At 55.3% G+C, this 21,461-nt stretch carries 21 protein-coding genes; 16 read left to right on the plus strand and 5 right to left on the minus strand.

Features of this window, described 5'->3' with window-relative positions:
* Positions 1-373: 373 nt before the first annotated feature.
* The 3 genes from Q7C21_RS21085 to Q7C21_RS21095 are packed head-to-tail and all read left to right on the plus strand — an operon-like array spanning position 374 to position 6,233.
* Positions 374-2,113 (plus strand): autotransporter assembly complex family protein, encoded by a 1,740-nt coding sequence (locus Q7C21_RS21085; RefSeq protein WP_140916440.1) that lies wholly within the window; start codon positions 374-376, stop codon positions 2,111-2,113.
* Positions 2,110-5,877 (plus strand): translocation/assembly module TamB domain-containing protein, encoded by a 3,768-nt coding sequence (locus Q7C21_RS21090; RefSeq protein ID WP_375151077.1) that lies wholly within the window; start codon positions 2,110-2,112, stop codon positions 5,875-5,877. The genes Q7C21_RS21085 and Q7C21_RS21090 overlap by 4 nt, the downstream gene beginning before the upstream one ends.
* A 2-nt stretch (positions 5,878-5,879) precedes the next feature.
* Positions 5,880-6,233 (plus strand): gamma-glutamylcyclotransferase, encoded by a 354-nt coding sequence (locus tag Q7C21_RS21095; protein WP_008925784.1) that lies wholly within the window; start codon positions 5,880-5,882, stop codon positions 6,231-6,233.
* A gap of 61 nt (positions 6,234-6,294) precedes the next feature.
* Here Q7C21_RS21095 and ppa read toward each other — a convergent pair whose 3' ends face one another.
* The 3 genes from ppa to Q7C21_RS21110 all read right to left on the minus strand — a co-directional run bounded on the left by ppa (position 6,295) and on the right by Q7C21_RS21110 (position 7,847).
* Positions 6,295-6,825: an inorganic diphosphatase gene (ppa, locus tag Q7C21_RS21100; RefSeq protein ID WP_003855519.1), complete on the minus strand. Its 531-nt coding sequence runs from the start codon at positions 6,823-6,825 to the stop codon at positions 6,295-6,297.
* A 100-nt stretch (positions 6,826-6,925) separates the two neighbouring features.
* A complete protein-coding gene (locus Q7C21_RS21105) occupies positions 6,926-7,375 on the minus strand; it encodes a DUF441 domain-containing protein (protein ID WP_003855520.1) in 450 nt (149 codons plus the stop codon).
* 61 nt (positions 7,376-7,436) lie between these two features.
* Positions 7,437-7,847 carry a lysozyme inhibitor LprI family protein gene (locus tag Q7C21_RS21110; RefSeq protein WP_078805011.1) on the minus strand — a complete coding sequence of 137 codons (411 nt, stop codon included), beginning with the start codon at positions 7,845-7,847 and terminating at the stop codon, positions 7,437-7,439.
* A gap of 168 nt (positions 7,848-8,015) precedes the next feature.
* On the opposite strand from Q7C21_RS21110, the gene Q7C21_RS21115 reads away from it, so the two are divergent.
* The gene (locus Q7C21_RS21115) at positions 8,016-9,575 is read left to right on the plus strand and encodes a methyl-accepting chemotaxis protein (RefSeq protein WP_078805010.1); all 1,560 of its coding nucleotides are present in this window, start codon (positions 8,016-8,018) and stop codon (positions 9,573-9,575) included.
* 155 nt (positions 9,576-9,730) lie between these two features.
* Positions 9,731-10,384 carry a hypothetical protein gene (locus tag Q7C21_RS21120; protein WP_187513273.1) on the plus strand — a complete coding sequence of 218 codons (654 nt, stop codon included), beginning with the start codon at positions 9,731-9,733 and terminating at the stop codon, positions 10,382-10,384.
* A 62-nt stretch (positions 10,385-10,446) separates the two neighbouring features.
* On the opposite strand, the gene fbp is transcribed toward Q7C21_RS21120, so the two are convergent.
* On the minus strand, positions 10,447-11,454 hold the full coding sequence (fbp, locus tag Q7C21_RS21125; RefSeq protein WP_003855523.1) for a class 1 fructose-bisphosphatase: 1,008 nt from the start codon (positions 11,452-11,454) through the stop codon (positions 10,447-10,449).
* A 168-nt stretch (positions 11,455-11,622) separates the two neighbouring features.
* On the opposite strand from fbp, the gene mpl reads away from it, so the two are divergent.
* Positions 11,623-12,975 (plus strand): UDP-N-acetylmuramate:L-alanyl-gamma-D-glutamyl-meso-diaminopimelate ligase, encoded by a 1,353-nt coding sequence (mpl, locus tag Q7C21_RS21130; RefSeq protein ID WP_375151078.1) that lies wholly within the window; start codon positions 11,623-11,625, stop codon positions 12,973-12,975.
* 130 nt (positions 12,976-13,105) lie between these two features.
* Here mpl and yjgA read toward each other — a convergent pair whose 3' ends face one another.
* Entirely contained in the window at positions 13,106-13,651 is a 546-nt protein-coding gene (gene yjgA, locus Q7C21_RS21135) for a ribosome biogenesis factor YjgA (RefSeq protein ID WP_003855525.1), read from the minus strand.
* 114 nt (positions 13,652-13,765) lie between these two features.
* Here yjgA and pmbA point away from each other — a divergent pair, with 114 nt between their 5' ends.
* From pmbA to Q7C21_RS21185, 10 genes are all read left to right on the plus strand, one after another.
* Entirely contained in the window at positions 13,766-15,106 is a 1,341-nt protein-coding gene (gene pmbA / locus Q7C21_RS21140) for a metalloprotease PmbA (protein ID WP_375151079.1), read from the plus strand.
* Between the two features lie 62 nt (positions 15,107-15,168).
* Positions 15,169-15,555 (plus strand): cytochrome b562, encoded by a 387-nt coding sequence (cybC, locus tag Q7C21_RS21145; protein WP_003855527.1) that lies wholly within the window; start codon positions 15,169-15,171, stop codon positions 15,553-15,555.
* A gap of 294 nt (positions 15,556-15,849) precedes the next feature.
* The gene (locus Q7C21_RS21150) at positions 15,850-16,185 is read left to right on the plus strand and encodes a glycine dehydrogenase (RefSeq protein ID WP_375151080.1); all 336 of its coding nucleotides are present in this window, start codon (positions 15,850-15,852) and stop codon (positions 16,183-16,185) included.
* Positions 16,186-16,198: 13 nt separating this feature from the next.
* Positions 16,199-16,555: an SFCGS family glycine-rich protein gene (locus tag Q7C21_RS21155; RefSeq protein ID WP_003855529.1), complete on the plus strand. Its 357-nt coding sequence runs from the start codon at positions 16,199-16,201 to the stop codon at positions 16,553-16,555.
* Between the two features lie 2 nt (positions 16,556-16,557).
* The gene (locus Q7C21_RS21160) at positions 16,558-16,857 is read left to right on the plus strand and encodes a DUF4312 family protein (protein WP_003855530.1); all 300 of its coding nucleotides are present in this window, start codon (positions 16,558-16,560) and stop codon (positions 16,855-16,857) included.
* Positions 16,858-16,984: 127 nt separating this feature from the next.
* On the plus strand, positions 16,985-17,761 hold the full coding sequence (locus Q7C21_RS21165; protein ID WP_008925780.1) for a DUF4311 domain-containing protein: 777 nt from the start codon (positions 16,985-16,987) through the stop codon (positions 17,759-17,761).
* Between the two features lie 11 nt (positions 17,762-17,772).
* Complete coding sequence (locus tag Q7C21_RS21170) at positions 17,773-18,414, plus strand: DUF4310 family protein (protein WP_008925779.1); 642 nt, start codon at positions 17,773-17,775, stop codon at positions 18,412-18,414.
* A 43-nt stretch (positions 18,415-18,457) separates the two neighbouring features.
* Entirely contained in the window at positions 18,458-19,588 is a 1,131-nt protein-coding gene (locus Q7C21_RS21175; protein WP_110410969.1) for an amidohydrolase/deacetylase family metallohydrolase, read from the plus strand.
* Positions 19,572-20,693: a DgaE family pyridoxal phosphate-dependent ammonia lyase gene (locus Q7C21_RS21180; RefSeq protein ID WP_140034123.1), complete on the plus strand. Its 1,122-nt coding sequence runs from the start codon at positions 19,572-19,574 to the stop codon at positions 20,691-20,693. Before Q7C21_RS21175 ends, Q7C21_RS21180 begins: the two co-directional genes overlap by 17 nt.
* Positions 20,690-21,433 carry a KDGP aldolase family protein gene (locus tag Q7C21_RS21185; RefSeq protein WP_105100036.1) on the plus strand — a complete coding sequence of 248 codons (744 nt, stop codon included), beginning with the start codon at positions 20,690-20,692 and terminating at the stop codon, positions 21,431-21,433. The genes Q7C21_RS21180 and Q7C21_RS21185 overlap by 4 nt, the downstream gene beginning before the upstream one ends.
* The last annotated feature ends 28 nt before the right edge of the window (positions 21,434-21,461 follow it).

Consider the following 21,461-nt stretch of genomic DNA (forward strand, 5'->3'; position numbering starts at 1 on the left):
CGACAACGTACATGTCGGGGCAGAAATGAAAACAGGCGGAATGCCTGTGGTGGCAGATTATAGCAGGAGCGCTCATCGGGCCGCCAGAGGGCAATCTGCCGCTTCCCTCAGGATTAGCAGGCAGAATGGTACGTTATCGACTCAGATTTATCTGAGTGAATCATTTTGGACCGCTCATTCCCGCCTGCAGGAGTTGTATCAATCCCCCCATTTACCGACAATAGCCGCGTTATTTGAGTTAGAAGTCGATTTTGCGCCGCCGTTTGCCATAAAGTGCGGCTATGATGAGGATGTTGCCGTTGCGGTAGTGCGGGCAAAGATGATTAATAAGTGCCCCGCGGAAAAGGGGCCGGCATGATTAACAGGAGTACAGGTGCCACGATTTTATGTTTATTGCATAGCTGGCCTGCTGCTTGCCGCGCCCGCCCTTGAGGCGGCGACCGTGCGATTACAGGTAGATGGCTTAACCGGGGATCTGCAAAAGAATGTCAGAGCGCGCCTTTCCACCATCGGCAGCGACGAGGTCTCGAATGATGGCCGTTTTCGTGCACGTGTCTCTGTTGCAATAAAAGAGGGGCTGCGCGCCCTTGGTTATTACGAGCCGACCATCGACTTCGAATCCCGCCCCGCGCCTGCGAAGGGAGGACGGCCGGTATTAATCGCACATGTGACGCCGGGCGAGGCTGTCAAAATTGGCGGCAGCACCATTGTGGTGGAAGGTGATGCGCGCAATGATCCTGATTACAAAGCCTGGGTGAAGCAGGGACGGCCCAAAGTGGGCACGCAGCTTAACCATGGGCAGTATGACAAATTTAAAAGCGGCTTCTCTAATCTTGCGCTGCGTAACGGCTACTTCGACGGCACCTTTAAAAAAAGTCAGCTCGGCGTTTCGGTTGAGCGCCATGAAGCGTTCTGGGATATCGACTACGACAGCGGCGAGCGCTATCGCTTTGGGGACGTCACTTTTCAGGGATCGCAGATTCGTGAAGAGTATCTGCAAAATCTGGTGCCCTTTAAAGAAGGGGATTACTACAGCTCACGCGATCTGGCCGAACTGAATCGCCGCCTCTCCGCCACCGGCTGGTTTAATTCGGTGGTGGTCGCGCCGGAATTCAGCAAGGGACGACAGACTAAAGTGCTGCCGCTGAGTGCCGTGATGTCACCCCGCACCGAAAACACTATTGAAACCGGCGTCGGCTACTCAACTGACGTCGGTCCGCGGCTGAAAGGAACGTGGAAAAAACCGTGGATCAACGACAGCGGCCACAGCCTGACAGCCAGCGCCTACGTGTCTGCGCCGGAACAGCAGGTCGACCTCAGCTATAAAGTCCCGTTACTGAAGAGCCCACTGGAGCAGTACTACACCTTCTCCGGAGGCCTCAAGCGTACCGACCTTAACGACACCAAAGCCGACACCACCACGCTTGCGATGTCGCGCAACTGGGACAGCAGCAGCGGCTGGCAGAAGGCGGTCAACCTGCGCTGGAGCCTGGATCACTTTACGCAGGGCAGTGTGACCAATACCACCATGCTGCTCTATCCCGGCGTCAGCGTAAACCGCACCCGCTCGCGCGGCGGTCTGATGCCGACCTGGGGCGACTCACAGCGCTACTCCGTCGACGTTTCCGATACGACATGGGGCTCCGACGTCGACTTCCTGATTCTGCAGGCGCAAAACGTCTGGATTCGCACTCTCGGTGACAGTCATCGCTTTGTGGCGCGCGGCAATCTTGGCTGGATTGAAACCAACGACTTCGACAAGGTGCCACCGGATCTGCGCTTCTTCGCCGGTGGTGACCGCAGTATTCGCGGTTACAAATACAAAAATATTTCACCGCGTGACGACGACGGCAAACTCACCGGGGCATCAAAACTCGCCACCGGATCGCTGGAATATCAGTACAACGTCACCGGTAAATGGTGGGGCGCGGTGTTTGTCGACTCAGGCGAAGCGGTTAACGACATTAAACAGAGCAATATCAAAACCGGTGCGGGTGTCGGTGTGCGCTGGTCTTCACCGGTTGGCCCCATCAAATTTGATATCGCCAGACCTATCGGGGATGACGAGGAGCATGGATTGCAATTTTACGTAGGACTGGGGCCTGAACTATGAAGCTGTGGAAAAAGGTCCTGATCGGTATTCTGATCTTTCTGGTTGTGCTGTTGGGTGGCGTGGCATTTTTAATCGGGACCACGCCGGGACTGCATTTAGTGCTCAAGGGCGCATCGCGCTGGGTGCCTGGCCTGTCGATCAAACAGGTCGATGGCGGCTGGCGTAACCTGACCCTTAACGGTCTGCGCTTTGAGATGCCCGGCGTCAGTGTTGATGCCGGGCAGATTCACCTGGCGGTGGATCTCAACTGCCTGCTGCACTCCTCCGTGTGCGTCAACGATGTCTCCCTGCGCGATATCAGCGTGGTCGTCGACAGCAAGAAAATGGCACCTGCCGCCGCCGCACCGGAAGAGGAGAGTAGCAACACTAACCTCAGCACACCATACCCCATCACGCTGCGTCATCTTGGCCTGCACAACATCAATGTGAAGGTTGATGACACCGCGATCTCGCTGCTTGATTTCACCACGGGCCTGCAGTGGCAGGATCGTGCGCTGACGCTGAATCCGACCCATATCCAAAGCCTGCTGATTGCGCTGCCAAAAGCGGCAAAAGTGGTGAAGGAAGAGGTGGTCGATCCGAAAGTTCAGCAGCCGCATCCCGCTGAGAAACCGCTGGGCGAAACGCTGCAGGCGATGTTTGCGCAACCGCTGCTACCGGCATTGCCTGATTTCCGTCTGCCGCTGGATATTGACGTACAGCAGATTCTGGGCGAGCAGCTGCGCGTGACCGGCGACACCGATATCGCTGTCAGCCGGTTGTTGCTGAAAGCCAAAACCGCCGATCGGCAGATGCAGTTAACGACGCTGGAAGTGGACTCGAATCTGGGCAATCTGACGGGGAGTGGGCAGGCGACGCTGGCGGATAACTGGCCGGTCGATTTCTCCCTGAATGGCACGGTCAATACCGATCCGATTAAAGGCGAAAAGCTGGCGCTGAAACTTAACGGCGCGATGCGCGACACGCTGAAGCTGGGCCTGAATCTCTCAGGTCCGGTCAATGCGCAGCTGGATGCGACGACCCAACTGGCTGTCGCGGGACTGCCGCTGTCACTTCAGCTGACCAGTCCGCAACTGCGCTGGCCGCTAACCGGACCGATACAGTATCAGGCCGATAACCTGGACTATCAGTTCAAAGGCAAAGCCACCGACTATGTGATGTCACTGCAGACCGCCGTGAAGGGCGAATCTGTGCCACCGGCCAATGTCTCGCTGACGGGTAAAGGTAACGTTGAGCAGTTCAGCCTCGATCGCCTGCGCGTAGCCGCGCTGCAGGGCAATATCGATCTCACCGCGCTGCTGGACTGGAGTAAGGCAATCAGCTGGCGCAGTGAGCTGACGCTGGCAGGGATCAATACTGCGAAACAGTATCCTGACTGGCCCGCGCGGCTGGATGGCAAAATCACCACGCGCGGCAGTCTGTATGGCGGCACCTGGCAGCTGAGCGTGCCGCAGCTTCAGCTAAAAGGTAACGTGAAAAAGAATGCCGTAACCGCTGACGGCTCACTGACCGGTAACAGCTACAACCAGTGGACGGTGCCGGGTATTAAGCTGGCGCTGGGACGCAACCATCTGGATGTCAAAGGGGCGCTGGGCGACAGTCTGGATCTTGATGCCAGTATTGATGCGCCACAGCTCGATAATGCGCTGCCGGGTCTGGGCGGCGTGGTCAACGGCACGATTAAAGCGCGTGGCACTCTGAAGACACCGCAGCTGCTGGCCGATCTCAATGCCCGTGGTCTGCGCTGGCAGCAGATGCAGATTAATCGCGTCACCCTGAATGGCGATGTCCGCTCCGGCGAACAGGTCGCCGGTAAACTGCAACTTCGCGTTGAGCAACTGAAGCAGGATGCGCTGAACATCGGCCTGCTGACGCTGAATGCAGAGGGGAATGAGCGTCAGCATCAGATGAAGCTGATTGTGCAGGGCAAACCGGTCTCGGGTCAGCTGGCGCTCAACGGCAGCTTTGATCGCCAGACCGAGCGCTGGAAAGGCTCGCTAAACGATACCCGCTTTGACACGCCCGTGGGCGAGTGGCGTCTGACCCGCGCCATGGCCATCGACTATCTGAACAGCCGTCAGACGGCGACCATCGGGCCGCATTGCTGGCAGAACCCCAATGCACAAATTTGTGTACCGGAGCCGATTGAAGCGGGCCCGGCAGGTAAGGCGCATGTGGTGCTGAACCGTTTTGACCTTGCGATGGTCAAGCCATTTATGCCGGAGGCAACCCAGCTCAGCGGCCTGTTCAGTGGCGATGTACGCGTTAACTGGACGGCGGATGGCAGCCTGCCAACCGGTACTGTGGCGCTGAAGGGTAACGGCGTAAAAGTGGTGCAGGATGTTCAGGGCAACAGCCTGCCGATCGCCTTTGACACGCTTAACCTGAATGCCGCACTGCGAAACGGTCGCGCACAGCTCGACTGGCTGATCCGCATTGCCAAAAACGGGCAGCTGGATGGCAACGTGCAGATCGACGATCCGCAAAATCGCCGCACGCTGGGCGGTAACGTGAACATCCGCAATATCTCGCTGGCGATGATCAATCCTGCGCTGATGCAGGGCGAGAAGATCAAAGGCAGCCTGAACAGCAGCCTTCGCCTGGGGGGAAGTGTGCAGCAGCCGCAGGTGTTTGGGCAGTTGGGTCTGACGGGTGTGGATGTGGATGGCAACTTTATGCCGGTCGATCTGACCGCCGCCAACCTGAATCTGGTGTTCAACGGTATGAGTTCTACTTTGAACGGACTGGTCCAGACTGCACAGGGCAACATCAATCTTAGCGGTAACGCCGACTGGAGCCAGCTCGATAACTGGCGTGCGCGCATCGCGGCGCAGGGCAGTCGGGTTCGCGTCACCGTTCCGCCGATGGTGCGTATGGATGTCTCGCCGGATCTGGTATTTGAAGCGACGCCAGCCGCCTTTAACCTTGATGGCAGCGTCGATATTCCGTGGGCGCGCATCACGGTGCAGGAAGTGCCGGAAAGCGCGACGGGCGTCTCGTCAGATGAGGTGATGCTGGATAAACAGCTGAAGCCAATTGCACCGCAAACCGCTGCGATTCCGATTAACAGTAACCTGGTGATCCACGTCGGCAACGATGTGCGCCTGTCTGCATTTGGTCTGAAAGCGAAGCTGAATGGCGATCTGAAAATGGTGCAGGATAAGTCAGGACTGGGCTTAAACGGCCAGATCAACATTCCATCCGGTCGCTTCCACGCCTATGGTCAGGATCTGATTGTGCGTAAAGGTGAGCTGCAGTTTGCCGGGCCGCCTGATCAGCCTTACGTTAACCTGGAAGCCATTCGTAACCCGGATGCGACGGAAGATGGCGTCACTGCCGGTCTGCGCGTGACCGGCCTTGCCGATGAACCTAAAGCGGAAGTCTTCTCCGATCCGGCGATGTCGCAACAGGAAGCGCTTTCCTACCTGCTGCGTGGTCAGGGATTAGGCAGCGACGGCGACAGTAACGCTCTAACGTCGGCACTTGTTGGCTTAGGGGTTGCACAAAGTGGTCAGGTTGTGGGTAAAATCGGAGAGACCTTCGGTGTCAGCAATCTCGCCGTTGATACTGCCGGTGTTGGCGATAGCCAGCAGGTGCAGGTCAGCGGCTACGTGCTACCGGGTCTGCAGGTAAAATACGGTGTTGGCATATTTGATTCACTGGCGACGTTAACCTTGCGTTACCGCCTGATGCCTAAGCTCTATCTGGAAGCCGTGTCCGGTGTGGATCAGGCTCTCGATTTGCTCTATCAGTTTGAGTTTTAGCAATGCGAATAATTGTCTACGGCAGTTTACGGCGCAAACAGGGAAACAGTCACTGGATGACCAATGCGCAGTGGCTGGGTGATCACCAGATTGAAGGCTTTGAGCTTTATAGTCTGGGCCATTATCCCGGCGTTATAGAGGGCAATGGAGCGGTACATTGTGAGGTGTACCGCATTGATGCCTCAACCCTGGCGGAGCTGGATGCGCTTCGCACCAAAGGGGGAGAGTACAAACGATTTCTGACTCAGACGCCGTTTGGCAGTGCATGGCTTTATGTTTATCAACGCTCAGTGGCAGGACGCCAGCGCATTATGAGTGGTGACTGGCTAAAGCGTGATGAGGAGCCAGAGGCCTGAACAAAAACACCGTCCATTTGGACGGTGTTTTTTTTTTTCGACTTACAAACCGGCAGCAGAATTACTTCTTCTGTGCGCGCTCATAAGAGGAGATGATTTCAGCTTTAGCGGCTTCGGCGTTATCCCAGCCATCCACTTTCACCCATTTGCCTTTTTCCAGATCTTTGTAGTGTTCAAAGAAGTGGGTGATCTGTGCACGCAGCAGTTCTGGCAGGTCGTTCACATCTTTGATGTGATCGTACTCTTTAGAAAGCTTGGTGTGCGGAACGGCAACCAGTTTGGCATCTTCACCAGACTCGTCGGTCATTTTCAGCACGCCAACCGGACGGCAGCGGATCACGGAGCCTGGGACCAGTGGGTACGGGGTCGGAACCAGTACGTCAACCGGATCACCATCCAGAGAAAGGGTATGGTTGATGTAGCCGTAGTTGCACGGATAGAACATGGCGGTAGACATGAAACGGTCTACAAACAGGGCACCAGACTCTTTATCAACTTCATATTTGATCGGATCAGCATTCGCCGGGATCTCAATGACAACGTAGATATCTTCTGGCAGGTCTTTACCTGCTGGCACCTGGTTCAAACTCATCTGGCATTCCTTCAATAGTCGTATGTTGAGTGTCGGCTATTATAGCCAACTGACTCTGAATGTATGCCCCCTTTTTGGCGTTTCGGAATGCGCCCAAACGCTACTTAGCCGCCACAAACAGCGAAACAATGCCTGCGGCAATCAGTGGCCCTACCGGCACGCCCCGGAAGAATGCCACCCCAATCACTGTACCAATCAGCAGACCCCCGATCACCGAAGGCTGCACGCTCATAAAATTCACGCCACGACCACCCAGCCAGGCGACAAAGATCCCTACCAGAATCGCCACAATCGATTTCCAGTTAGCAAAGGATTTGATCAGGGCAGAGGCGGGCAATGAGCCGCTGGCCAGCGGAGCCATCACCGCCACGGTAAGAATAATGATGCCTAAGGTAATGCCCTGTTTTTCGACGTAGGGGAAGAACTGAGCCAGCGGGGTAATTTTAATCGCCAGCAGCACCAGAATCGAAATCGTGACCGCGTTGTTGTGCACGAAATAACTCAGCACGGCGAGGCAAATCAGAATGATGGTCGAGGCATATGCAGCCATGGTTTCTCCCTGAAGATTATTGAAAGCACTGACTTCCGCCAGCGTAAAAGCCGGTTATCGATCAGCAGTCATCGGGGTTAGCACAGCTGCCTTTAGCCCATGACTGCAGCATCAGCGCCTGATTACGCACCAGGCTCAGACTCTGGGCGCTCAGGGCTACGCTACCCAGCGTTCCCTGAGAACTAAGCTGACTGCGGCTCGCCTCAAGCCAGCTGTCGCGGTAGCGCAGCCAGGCACGCTGAGCGGCACGAAGTTTGTTTTTCGGTTCGCCGGAGAGCGTTTTCATCAGCTTGCTGTACTGCTTATTCATCTCCTGATCCCAGACCTTGTTTGCCGCCGCGTAGCACTGGTTCATGGTAAGGGTGGTCGAGGCATTATTGAGGCAGCGATCAGGTGAGGCATCTGACGGCATATCCTCTGCCAGCGCCGATGTGCTAAGGCACAGCAGCATCAAAAACAATCCTGATTTCATTCTTTTCTCGGGGTAACGGAAGGGCGACGATCAGCTTGATGGATGTTTCTGTGATGATCAAGTTGTTAACACTCATCACAGTTAAAGTTTCAGACCGTTACTGCCGATAACTCCTCCGCTTTAGGGCCGCTTGAAATTCGCCTTTTCACATACACGGAAACTATCAGGATGAAACAGTTATCACTTCGCACGGGGTTGCTGGCATTGCTGGCATTTATGACACTGCTGCTGTTGGCGGTGAGTTTTATGGGTATCGTGGCTATTAACAAAGGGAATCGCTCGCTGGATGTGATCAACCGCATTCAGGGGATCGAGCTGAACAGCCTTTATAAGAGTAATTCAGACCTGATGCGGGCCCGCGCTAACGCGGCGCTGGCGGTACGTAAAATTGAAATTGGTATGCTGGAAGAGGGCGCGGCAGTCACAAAACTGTCGCAGGCGGATGTGGTGTCATCGCAGAAACACCTGAAGCGTTTTGTGGACGCCGGAACGGTGACGGCGCACGGCAAAATGCTGGCGGATGCGGTTTCAGCCAGTTATAAAGCCTATCTCGACCAGGGCATCAAACCGATGATGGACGCGCTGGACAAGCAATATACCGACGAATATTACCAGCTGCTGGAAGGCAACCTGGCAACGCTGGCGGCCAGTTACGATAAGGCGGTCAATGACTTCAGTCAACTGGCGGATCAAATCACCCAGGCCCAGCTGGCAGAGGCGGCCCACAACGAGACCAAAATGAAAATCCTGATCGCCGTGGCGGGAGTCTTAACCCTCTTGCTGCTGGTGCTCGCCTGGCAACTGCTACGCCGGATGCTGCTGCAGCCGCTGAACCTGGCGATTGTCCATCTTGAGCAGATCGCGGCGGGCGATCTGTCCCAGGCGCTGCCACCGTCCAGCAACAATGAGCTGGGTCGGCTTAACCATGCCCTGAGCGGGATGCAGCAGTCGTTACGCACTTCGGTGAATCAGGTGCGCGAAGCGAGTATGCAGATCGACATCGGCAGCCGTGAACTGGCGGCCGGTAACGTCAATCTGTCGCAGCGCACCGAAGAGTCCGCCGCCTCGCTGGAGCAGACGGCGGCCAGCATGGAGCAGCTCACGGCCACGGTGCGCCTTAACGCCACGAATGCTCAGCAAGCGAATCAGCTGGCTAGCGCGGTCTCCGAGACCGCCGATCGCGGCGCTGAGGTGGTCAGCTACGTGATGGAAAAAATGAATGAGATTACCGACAGCGCCAATCGCATCGGCGACATTCTTAGCGTGATTGACGGCATTGCCTTCCAGACCAACATTCTGGCGCTCAACGCCGCCGTGGAAGCGGCGCGGGCAGGCGAGCAGGGCCGGGGCTTTGCGGTTGTGGCAAATGAAGTGCGCACGCTGGCACAGCGCAGTGCTAACGCGGCTAAAGAGATCCGTACGCTGATCAGTGATTCACAGTCGCGGGTCAAAGAGGGCAGCGAGATGGCGACGCGCGCCGGGGAAACCATGGATGAGATTTCTGGTGAAGTGATGCGCGTAACCGCACTGATGAAAGAGATCTCGATGGCCTCCGACGAGCAGAGCCGTGGCATTGAGCAGGTCAATCTGGCCGTCACTCAGATGGATGCGGCGGCGCAGCAGAACGCCGCGCTGGTTGAGCAGGCAACCGCCGCGACCCAGTCGCTGGAAGCGCAGTCCGATCAGCTTCAGGCAACTATGGCACAGTTCAGATTGCAGACGGCGTAAAAATGGTGAGCGCATTTATGATGCGCTCATTCTTTTTCTCATTTTTGCTGAAGTCGACATATTAAATTTTTTTCAAGTCTAAATATGTTTATCTCATATGCTTTTTAGTTACCATGGATCTTTAATGATTATTATAAATTTTCAGGAGTGAGAATATGGATACCTTATTCGTTGAAAGCATTGAAAGGCTAACTTCCCTGCTGGAACGTTCGCCTCTGGATGTCGTGATGGCTGTGATATTACTTACTATATTTTATGTGATTCGCCGGATTGCTAAAAACATTAAGATTGAACATGTTTTTCAGCATACACTTAGCAATAAAATTAAACTTCTGAAAAATGAAATTAATAACGAATTTATTGAAGAGGAAGAAGCGGAGCATCTAAAAAAACGTTATGCGACGCTGCTAAACCAGAGGGTTTACGGTATAAAAAACAGGATTATTCAGCGGGAAGTTATCGGCGTAATTAACTGTTCGAGTGAAATAACAGATTTTAAATATTTTGCTGTCCATCAATATGTTTTGAGCGTCGACAAAGATGGTAAGTTATATTTTAACAAATCAAAGATAATATCCCGAATTTTCACTGCTTCTATGCTCTTAGTTACAGGTCTGGCAGCACTGGCACTGGGAATATTCATAATTTCTGCTGGATCCTTTTTTGGCTTACTCATCAGTTTCCTGGGGCTGCTTTCATATTTTGCAGGATTAGTTCATTTTCCCGCTAATTCAGGTATGCGCAAACGTGCTGAAAAAGAGATAGCCCATTATTACCAGCATCGCGATGCGATTGACACGCGAAATTAGCGGAATAATAAAAAAGCCTGCATTGAGCAGGCTTTTATGAAGATTATCAGGTCAGAGTTTGATTAACCCTGACGGCAATCCGGGAACTCAGCCAGGAAACGCTCAACGTCGTTCACCATCGCCTCATTACCGCAGTAAAACGGGCAACGCTGATGCAGCGTGACCGGTGGAATATCCAGAATACGTCTCTGACCGTCGGTCGCTTTACCGCCCGCCTGCTCGGCCAGGAACGCCATCGGGTTGCACTCATACAGCAAACGCAGCTTGCCCTGAGGATGGCTGGCGGTACTTGGATAGAGGTAGATACCGCCTTTCAGCAGATTACGGTGGAAATCCGCAACCAGCGAGCCGATGTAACGTGAGGTATAAGGACGATGCGTTGGCAGATCCTCTTCCTGACAGAACTTCAGATATTTCTTCACACCCTGCGGGAAACGAATGTAGTTACCTTCGTTGATCGAATAGGTGTATCCGGTTGGCGGATAGGTCATACGTTCGTGACTGAGGCAGAATACACCCAGTGACGGATCATAAGTAAACGCATGCACACCTGCGCCGGTGGTATAAACCATCATGGTGGATGAGCCGTAGACCACGTAACCGGCAGCAACCTGCTTGTTGCCTGGCTGCATGAAGTCCGCTTCAACCACTGGCGTGCCGGGCTCGCTAACGCGATGATAAATAGAGAAAATGGTGCCGACGGAAACGTTAACGTCGATGTTAGAAGAACCATCCAGTGGATCCATTAACACCACGTACTTACCGTTTTCCTCACCTTCAAAGATAACGAACTCGTCTTCTTCCTCAGAAGCGATACCGGCGACGATGCCACGTGCTTTCAGTGCTGCCTTCAGTTTTTCGTTGGCAAACAGATCAAGCTTCATCTGCTGTTCACCCTGAATATTCTCCACGCCGCTGGCACCGAGAATATCCACTAAACCGGCTTTGTTGATGTCGCGGTGGATAATTTTGGCACCCAGCTTGATAGCTGAAATCAGCGCCGTCAGTTCACCTGTGGCGTGCGGAAAGTCGTGCTGCTTCTCGACGATAAATTCGCCCAACGTTTTCATAACACATTCCCTGAATCTTCGATGGAGTGGCAGCACGCGTAACAGTCTGCCAACGGATGCGTACGCAGTTTAGCCGAATGAACTTCAAAAACCATAGTCCTAATCCGTTTCTTCCGTCTGCGAGCGGCGTTACACTGTGCGCCGAACTTTTGAGTAATGGATCATGTTATGCGCATTCACATCCTCGGGATTTGTGGCACTTTTATGGGCGGTCTGGCGATGCTGGCACGTTCACTTGGTCATCAGGTGACCGGTTCAGACGCCAACGTTTATCCGCCAATGAGTAACCTGCTCGAACAGCAAGGCATTGAATTAACGGAAGGTTATGACGCCAGCCAGCTGGATCCGATGCCTGACTTAGTCATCATCGGCAATGCGATGACGCGGGGTAATCCTTGCGTGGAAGCCGTACTGGAACGCAACATTCCCTACCTCTCTGGCCCACAGTGGCTGCACGATTTTGTGCTGCGCGATCGCTGGGTACTGGCAGTGGCCGGAACCCACGGTAAAACCACCACAGCAGGCATGGCAGCGTGGATTCTCGAGGCATGCGGCCTTGAACCCGGCTTCATTATTGGTGGTGTACCAGGAAACTTCGATGTCTCAGCAAAATTAGGAAAAAGTCCATTCTTCGTCATTGAAGCGGATGAGTATGACTGCGCGTTTTTCGACAAGCGTTCCAAGTTCGTCCATTACTGTCCGCGTACCCTGATCCTCAACAACCTTGAGTTTGATCATGCTGACATCTTTGATGATCTGCGGGCGATCCAGAAGCAGTTCCACCATCTGGTGCGGATCGTGCCGGGTCAGGGCAAGATCCTGTTGCCGGAACATGATCCTAACCTCAAACAGGTAATGGCGATGGGCTGCTGGAGTGAGCAGGAGAGCGTTGGCGAGCACGGGCGCTGGCAGGCGAAGAAGCTGACCAACGATGCCTCTCACTGGGAAATCTGGCTCGACGGCGAAAAAGTCGGGGAAGTGAACTGGGGCCTGGTTGGCGAACACAACATGCACAATGGCCTGATGGCGATTGCGGCCGCGCGGCATGTCGGTGTGAAGCCGGAAGATGCAGGCCAGGCGCTGAACACCTTTATCAATGCACGTCGCCGGCTGGAGCTGCGCGGTGAAGTGAACAGCATCAAAGTCTATGATGACTTCGCGCATCATCCGACCGCGATTCTGGCAACACTGGCTGCGCTGCGCAGTAAAGTGGGCGGCAGAGCACGTATCCTGGCGGTACTGGAGCCACGCTCCAACACGATGAAGATGGGCGTCAGCAAAAACGATCTGGCCCCGTCTCTGGCGCGGGCTGATGAGGTCTTCCTGTTCCAGCCTCACCATATTCCGTGGCAGGTTTCAGACGTGGCAGAAGCGTGTATACCGCCTGCGCACTGGAGTGCGGATATCGATACCCTGGTCGAAATGGTGGTCAAAGCCGCTCAGCCAGGCGACACGATTCTGGTCATGAGCAACGGCGGGTTCGGCGGTATTCATCAGAAGCTGCTGGACAGGCTGGCCTGATATGACAGGCGCCCGACAGGGCGCTTATTTTGCAGGAAAATCCTGGTAAATCCTTTCATCTCTTGCCGTTACAAATCCGCTCAGACTTCCTGCCCTGGCCGTGCGCCGTCTGAGCACGTCTGCCATGGCATTACTTCGCTTCGGCCAGCTCGCGCAGATACTGGAAAATCTGACGTGCAGACTTCGGCGGCTTATTGCCCGCTTTCTCTTTCTGCGCGTTACGAATCATGCTGCGTAACTGCTGACGATCGGCTTCGGGATAGAGCGCGATCACATCGCCCATCGCCTCATCGCCCTGCTCAATCAGACGATCGCGCAACATTTCCAGTTTATGGAACAGTGCAACCTGCTGATTGTGGCGATTATTGAGCTTGTCCAGCGCAACACGAATCGGCTCCACATCTATACTGCGCAGCAGTTTACCGATCAGCTGCAGCTGACGGCGGCGACCCTCTTTCTTAATGCGCTGCGCCAGTTCAACTTCGTTACGCAGGCGCTCATCCAGCGGGATTTTATCCAGCGAGTTTTTACCCAGATCAACCAGTTCGGCACCCAGGCGCTTTAACTCTTCTGCATCGCGTTTAATTTCACTCTTACTGACCCAGATAATCTCTTCATCTTCTTCTTCGTCATTATCTGGCACATCGTCGAGCCACTCATCGGGCTGTTTGGTCATTTCCGGGCTCCCAAAAAAAAGAGGCTAATCGTACCAGTTTATCGGGTGACTGCGAAATTGTTCTCTGACTCTGATAGACTCAAATCATTCACACATAAGATTATGGGCAGGTCGATGAACGTATCTACTCAGGTTGCAGAACAGCGAAAAGTCCTGGAGCAGGCCATTGCGCAGGCACTTGAACTGGCTAAAGCAAGCACTGACAGCGCGGAAGTGGCAGTAAGTAAAACTACCGGCATCGGGGTCAGCACCCGCTATGGCGAAGTGGAAAACGTCGAATTCAACAGCGATGGTGCGCTGGGCATCACCGTCTATCATCAGAATCGTAAAGGCAGCGCCTCATCGACCGACCTCAGTCCGGACGCCATCAAACGCACCGTGCAGGCGGCGATTGATATTGCGCGCTACACGTCGCCCGATCCGTTTGCCGGCCCGGCTGACGCGGAGTTACTCGCGTATGATGCGCCGGACCTGGATCTCTACCATCCGTGGGAGATTGACGCCGACCGCGCCATTGAACTGGCGGCACAGGCGGAGCAGGCGTCGCTGCGTGCAGACAAGCGTATTACGAACACCGAAGGGGGCAGTTTCAATAGCCACGTCGGCATCAAAGTCTTTGGCAACAGCCACGGTATGTTGCAGAGCTATTGCTCAAGCCGCCACTCGCTCTCCAGCAGCGTCATTGCCGAGCAGGATGGCAATATGGAGCGTGATTACGCTTATACCATTGGCCGTGCGTTTGAGGATCTGAAAAGCCCGGAGTGGGTAGGTGCAGAGTGCGCACGCCGTACGCTCTCCCGTCTGGCTCCGCGTAAACTGCCGACCATGAAAGCCCCGGTGATTTTTGCTTCTGAAGTGGCGACCGGCTTGTTTGGTCATCTGGTGGGCGCGATCAGCGGTGGCAGCGTGTACCGTAAATCGACCTTCCTGCTGGATTCCATGGGGCAGCAGATCCTGCCGGAGTGGCTCACTATTAATGAGCAGCCGCATCTGCTGAAAGGGCTCGCCTCCACGCCATTCGACAGCGAAGGGGTGCGGACTCAGGCGCGCGACATCATCAAAGATGGTGTGCTGCAGACCTGGCTGTTGACCAGCTATTCAGCCCGTAAACTGGGCCTGACCAGCACCGGTCATGCTGGTGGCATCCATAACTGGCGCATTGCGGGCCAGGGCCACAGCTTTGACGAACTGCTGAAGCAGATGGGCACCGGATTAGTGGTGACTGAACTGATGGGCCAGGGCGTCAGCGCCATTACTGGGGACTACTCACGCGGTGCAGCCGGTTTCTGGGTCGAGAATGGCATTATTCAGTACCCGGTCAGCGAAGTCACTATCGCCGGAAATCTCAAAGAGATGTGGCGCAACATGGTGACCATTGGTGACGATATTGAAACCCGCAGTAATATCCAGTGCGGTTCCGTGTTACTGCCTGAGATGAAAATAGCGGGACAATAAGATGGATTTCTGAAGCAGCCTGCAGGCTGCTTTTTTTTCATCACAATAAAAAGGAAATAATGATGCGTAAGCATGTGATTGCAATGTTGTCGGCTTCTCTGTTGTTCTCCAGCGTCAGCCTCTATGCGGCGGATCTGGAAAAGGATATGGACACGCTGAATGCGAACCTGAAAATCGTCAAGAAAAGTGACAATGCTCAGGAGATGCAGCAGGCGTTAACCAAAATGCGTGCCGCGGCGCAGGATGCCAAAAAATCAACGCCGGATAAGCTGGAAGGTCAGCCTGCTGACAGCGCGCAGGTCAAAGATTATCAGGCGGGCCTCGATTCGCTGATTGCGCAGATCGACGTGGTCAGTGCACTGGCGAAAGCCAACAACGTGGATGGCGCTAAGCGCGAAGCTGCTAAATTTGATGACATCCGCAATACCAACCATAAGAAATTCCGTTAATCAGATCGCCGGTCACCCTGACCGGCGATTTTTACCATCACTTCTGCTTATTACCGCGCCGTAAAGCCTCTTGCAACGCGCCTGTTGCCGCACAACATCGTCGTCTTTACCTGTTAAAACCCGCATTTTGCGCATTATGCGACGCCTGTCGCACAAAGCGTGCAGGCTGCGATCTGACGCACAACCTTCACGTCAATTTCCACTTACTGCTGGAAATGTTGCCTCTCCACAGTCGGGGTGATGACCGTTAATTTATTTTTAACGCGAATTATCCGGTTTAACAGGAGTAGCAAGGTGAGCAATAAGGGCGTCCCGGTGTATGAAGCGTCACCGGAGAAAGTGCAGCAACTGGCTGACAGCGTAATGACGCAGATTGCGGCGCTCTATCAGCAGCATGGCATTCAGTCCAACGCGGTCCAGCAGCAGATGCTGCAATCCCATGTCGGCGCCATGGCGTCACGCTCGCTGAGCGGAGAGCCGCTGCCGGACGTGGAAGCGGAGCTGTTTGAAGATATTCCACCGGAAACCGTGGCACTGGCGCAGCAGGTGGTCGATCTGTTTGGCAATCTGCCCCGGGAAGAGGCCTGGCTGCTGTCAGTGCATATTGAAGTCGCGCGATCCAACAACTAGAGAGGAAGACAACATGGTAACAGTAGTGATTGGCGATCGTTTAGGTAAAGGCCAGAAAGTGGCTATTGGCATCGAAAAAGCGGGTGGCCGTGCTGTTGTGGTACCCGGTGTGGCGGCTGATATGAAACTGGGTGACGTGATGAAGGCAGAAAATGCCGATTTCGGTATCTCCTTCTGCGGCAGCGGCGGCGCTGGCGCCATTACCGCCCAGAACAAATATGGCTACAAAGCAAAGCATGGTATGCGCTCTATCGATGAGGGCGTCACCGCCATTAATGAAGGTGCCACGGTACTGGGTTTTGGTTTCATGGATAAAGAAGAGTTAGGCGAGCGGCTGGTGCAGGCCTGGAACAAGAAGCACGGCAGCTGATTATGAAAGAACAATACGTTACTCAGGTGACGGTCGAAGGCAAAGGCGATACCAAAGCGAAAGCCTTTGCAGACGCGCTGAGTCGGGTGCAAAACCAGGTTCTGCGCGCGACGCAAAAAATTCTGCTGCGCATCGAACCGCAGGATGTCCGGGTGCTGTGCGCGCAGGAGAGCGTCAAAACCGAGAAGTTTCTCTTCTTCTTTCTGGCACGTCAGCGGCGAAGCTTCAGCGTCACCCTGGAGATCACTGTCAGCGTCACCGTTTTCGACACCGAACGGGTGACGTTTACGGCGGCATCGTAAAACAGACCCTGTTTACATCAGCCCGCTACTGAACCGAATCTCAGCTGTCGCGATAGCGCGACGCTAAGACCGGAGCGACGCGGGCGCTGAGGCAGGATGGGTAAAAACGACAACAAGGTACAACAACATGTTTTTAATCATTTTGTTTAAGTCGTTGATCATTGGCGGACTGGTCGGTGTGGGTGTGGGGGCGGGTGCTGCACGCATGTTCCACGCGCCCACCACCCAGGGCATGGGCGCCTTTCGTACGCTGGGCGAGCTGAACTCGTGCGAAGGCGATCCGGCCTCTCATTTCTCCTTTGGTCTTGGCTTCTTTTTCAATGCCTGGGCATCGTCGGTTGCAGCCGGTTCATTCACGCAGGATGTCGATCACCGCATCATCCCAAACTGGGGCGCGGCCGCGCTGATGGTGAAGAATCGTAATGTGGCAGAGACGCTGCACGACCCGAAAAAAATGGCCATCGCCTGCGGCATTATCGGCATGATCGTCGTTGCCTTTCTCAACTCTACCGCGTCAGCTGTTCCCGCAGCGCTGCAGGTTACCGCAGTCAAAGTGCTGGTGCCCGCCGCTAACCTGCTGGTGAACACGGTGATGCCGGTAATCTTCTGGCTGGCAGCAATCGACGCAGGTAAAAAGTCAGGCTTCTGGGCCACCATTTTTGGCGGTCTGGCACAGCTAATCATGGGCAATGCCGTGCCTGGGCTGGTGCTGGGTATCCTGATCGGCAAAGGGGTGGAAGAGAGCGGCTGGAATCGGGTTACCAAAGTGATGATGACCGCTATCGTGCTGCTGTTTGTGCTGAGCGGCTTCTTCCGTGGTTTCGATATGAAGCTGTTGCAGTCCTTCCAGCTCGGCATTCCCGGCTGGCTCGACATGATCCACAACTCAGTCAGCGGCAAATAAGAGGCGATGCGATGAACGAAAATAAAGGCTTCTGGTATGCCGACTGGTCTTTCCCGATCTTTGTTGGCCTGCTCTCCTCGGGCGTCTTTGCCGGGACGCACATGTATTACCTCTACGGCATCGGCGCGTTCAACGAGGTGGCATTTGTGTCGATGCTGCGCGCAGGCATGGAGACCGGCGTCTACGGCGCAGTCGCCGCTTTTGGTGCCAGTTTCCTGTTTGCCCGCATTATTGAAGGTTCACTGGTGGGCATTCTGGATATCGGCGGGGCGATTCAGACCGGCGTCGGCCTGGGCGTGCCGGCACTGCTGCTGGGCGCGGGCATCGTCTTTCCGGTAGCGAATTTTGCGGCCTCGCTGGTGACGGGCCTGGTGATTGGTGTGGCGATTGGCTACCTGATTATTCTGGCGCGTAAATTCACCATCAATCAGAGCGACTCCACCTACGGCGCAGACGTGATGATGGGAGCCGGTAATGCCTCAGGGCGCTTTCTGGGTCCGCTGATTATCCTGTCCGCCATGGCGGCCTCGATTCCGATTGGTCTGGGTTCGCTGCTGGGTGCGCTGCTGTTCTATCTCTGGAACAAGCCGATCACCGGCGGTGCGATTCTCGGCGCGATGATCCTGGGTGCGCTGTTCCCGATTGCTCTCTGATCTCACCGGCAGCCCGGCAGCGGGCTGCCGTTAAGGAGAAACCATGTACGACTTGATTATCCGCAATGCGCGCCTTAGCGATGAGCAGGTGGTCGACATTGCGCTGCAGGATGGCCGCATCGCCGCCGTGGGCAACGTGCAGGGCACGGCACGGCGCGAGCGCGATCTGGCGGCTCGCTTCTACCTCAGTGCGGGCTGGATCGACTCCCACGTTCACTGCTATCCCAAATCTCCCCTTTATCATGATGAAGCGGACGCGATTGGCGTAGCGCACGGTGTCACCACGGTGGTCGATGCAGGCAGCACCGGCGCAGAGCACATCGATGATTTCTACCAGCTGACGCGCGCAGCACAGACCCAGGTGTATGCGCTGATTAATATCGCCCGCACCGGCATCGTCACTCAGAATGAGCTGGCCGACATGACGCAGATCGACGGGGAGGCGGTGAAGCAGGCTGTAGCGCGACTGCCGGATTTTATCGTCGGCCTTAAGGCGCGCATCAGCAGCAGCGTGGTCGGTCAGAACGGCGTCCAGCCACTGATAAAAGCGAAGGCTATTCAACAGGCGAGCGGCGGTCTGCCACTGATGGTTCATATTGGCAATAATCCGCCCAATCTTGACCAGATTGCCGATCTGCTCACCACGGGCGACATCATCACGCACTGCTTTAATGGCAAACCCAACCGCATTCTGACGCCGCAGGGTGAACTCAAAGCAGCGGTTAAACATGCCATTGCGCGCGGCGTAAAACTTGATGTCGGCCACGGCAGCGCCAGCTTCAGCTTTGAGGTCGCCCGGGTGGCGATTGCGCAGGGCATTCTGCCCGACACCATCAGCTCTGACATTTACTGCCGCAATCGTCTGGCCGGGCCGGTTCACAGCCTGGCGCATGTGATGTCGAAATTTTTCAGCGTCGGCATGACGTTGCCGCAGGTCATCGACTGCGTGACGATAAACGCGGCCGCCGGATTGCGCCTGCTGCGTAAAGGCCAGCTGAAAGTCGGCTACGACGCCGATCTGACTGTTTTTAGCATCAAAGAGGAAACCCGGCCCTTTATCGATTCCGAAGGTGAAGAGGTCGCCGGTGAGAAGCAACTGGTTCCGCTGGCGGCGGTGGTCGCTGGTACGTGGATCGCCACTGAAGAAGGAATAGCGCATGACCTCGGTTTATGAAAAGTATGGCCTGAAGCCGGTGATTAACGCCTCTGGCCGTATGACGATCCTCGGCGTATCGACCCCATCGAGTGACGTGGTCGATACGGTGAAGTATGGCCTCGATCACTACTTCGAAATGAAAGATCTGGTGGATAAGACCGGTGCGTATATCGCCGGTCTGCTGAAAGTGGAGAACGCGCTGGTGGTCTCATGCGCCTCGGCCGGAATCGCCCAGTGCGTGGCGGCGGTGATTGTAAAAGACAACGACTGGCTGGTGGATAACCTGCACGCCGCGCCGCTGACCGTTCCGCACCAGATTGTGGTGCCGAAAGGGCACAACGTGAACTATGGCGCGCCGGTCGGCAGCATGGTGGCGCTGGGTGGCGGGCAACTGGTGGAAGCGGGTTACAGCAACGAATGCTCACCTGCCCAGCTGGCGGCGGCGATCACGCCACAGACGGCGGCGATCCTCTATGTGAAATCGCACCACTGCGTACAGAAGAGCCATCTTGATGTGGCGCAGGCCGCGACGGTTGCGCGTGAGCATGGCCTCCCGCTTATCGTCGATGCGGCAGCAGAAGAGGATTTGCAATGCTACTACCAGGCGGGCGCCGATCTGGTGATCTACAGCGGCGCAAAAGCGATTGAAGGGCCGACCAGCGGGCTGGTGATTGGCAGACACCACTACGTTGAGTGGGTCAAACGCCAGACCAACGGCATTGGCCGCGCAATGAAAGTGGGCAAAGAGGGGATTCTGGGGCTGACCCAGGCGATTGAAAATTATCTGTCACAGCCAAAAATCAGCGGCGCGCAGATGGTGGAAAAAATGACGCCGTTTATTGAACAGCTTAACAGCCTGAACGGCGTGACGGCCCGCGTCGTGTGGGACAGTGCCGGACGCGATATCGCCCGCGCTGAAATTAAGTTCGATGAAGCCGCGATTCAGCAACGCACCGGCGATCTGGTGCAGGCGCTGAAAAAGGGCGATGTAGCGATCTATTTCCGCGGCTATAAAGCCAACGAAGGAATCATTGAAGCGGATGTGCGCAGCGTCAGCGCCGATCAACTGCACACTATTTTTACCCGCATTCAGGCACTGTTAAACGGGGAGAAACACGCATGACGCTGACACCTAATTTTTATCAGGATCGTCTCTGCCTTAACGTCCTTGCGGGATCAAAAGAGAATGCGCGCGCTATCTGGCAGGCAGCAGAAGGACACGTGCTGGTCGGCGTGCTGTCAAAAAACTACACCAGCAATGACGCCGCTATCGCTGATATGCATGAATATGCTGCGCTGATCGATAATGCACTCTCGGTGGGCCTGGGCGCGGGCGATCCAAATCAGTCACAGATGGTCAGTGAGATTTCGGCGGTGCTGCAACCGCAGCATGTGAATCAGGTCTTTACCGGTGTCGCCACCAGTCGTGCGCTGCTGGGTCAGTCACAGACTATTGTGAACGGTCTGGTCTCGCCAACCGGCACGCCAGGTCAGGTAAAAATTTCTACCGGACCGCGCAGCGCAAAACGGCAGGATGGGATTGTGTCCATCGAAACGGCGATTGCGATGCTGCAGGATATGGGCGGTAGCTCGGTGAAATATTTCCCGATGGGCGGTCTGCAGGCGGTGGATGAGTACCGCGCTGTGGCGGTAGCCTGTGCAAAACAGGATTTCTGGCTGGAGCCCACCGGCGGCATCGATCTGGAAAACGTCGGCGAGATCGTGCGCATTGCGCTGGACGCGGGCGTCAGCAAAGTGATCCCGCACGTCTACAGTTCGATCATTGACAAAGCCAGCGGAGAGACCCGCATTGACGATGTGAAGCAGCTGCTGGCCATCTGTAAAACAGTACTGGCCCGGTGATCGACACGATCTGCCTTTGACAGGCAGA

The sequence above is a fragment of the Pantoea sp. ANP04 genome, assembly GCF_041982285.1.
Lineage (GTDB): Bacteria > Pseudomonadota > Gammaproteobacteria > Enterobacterales > Enterobacteriaceae > Pantoea > Pantoea eucalypti.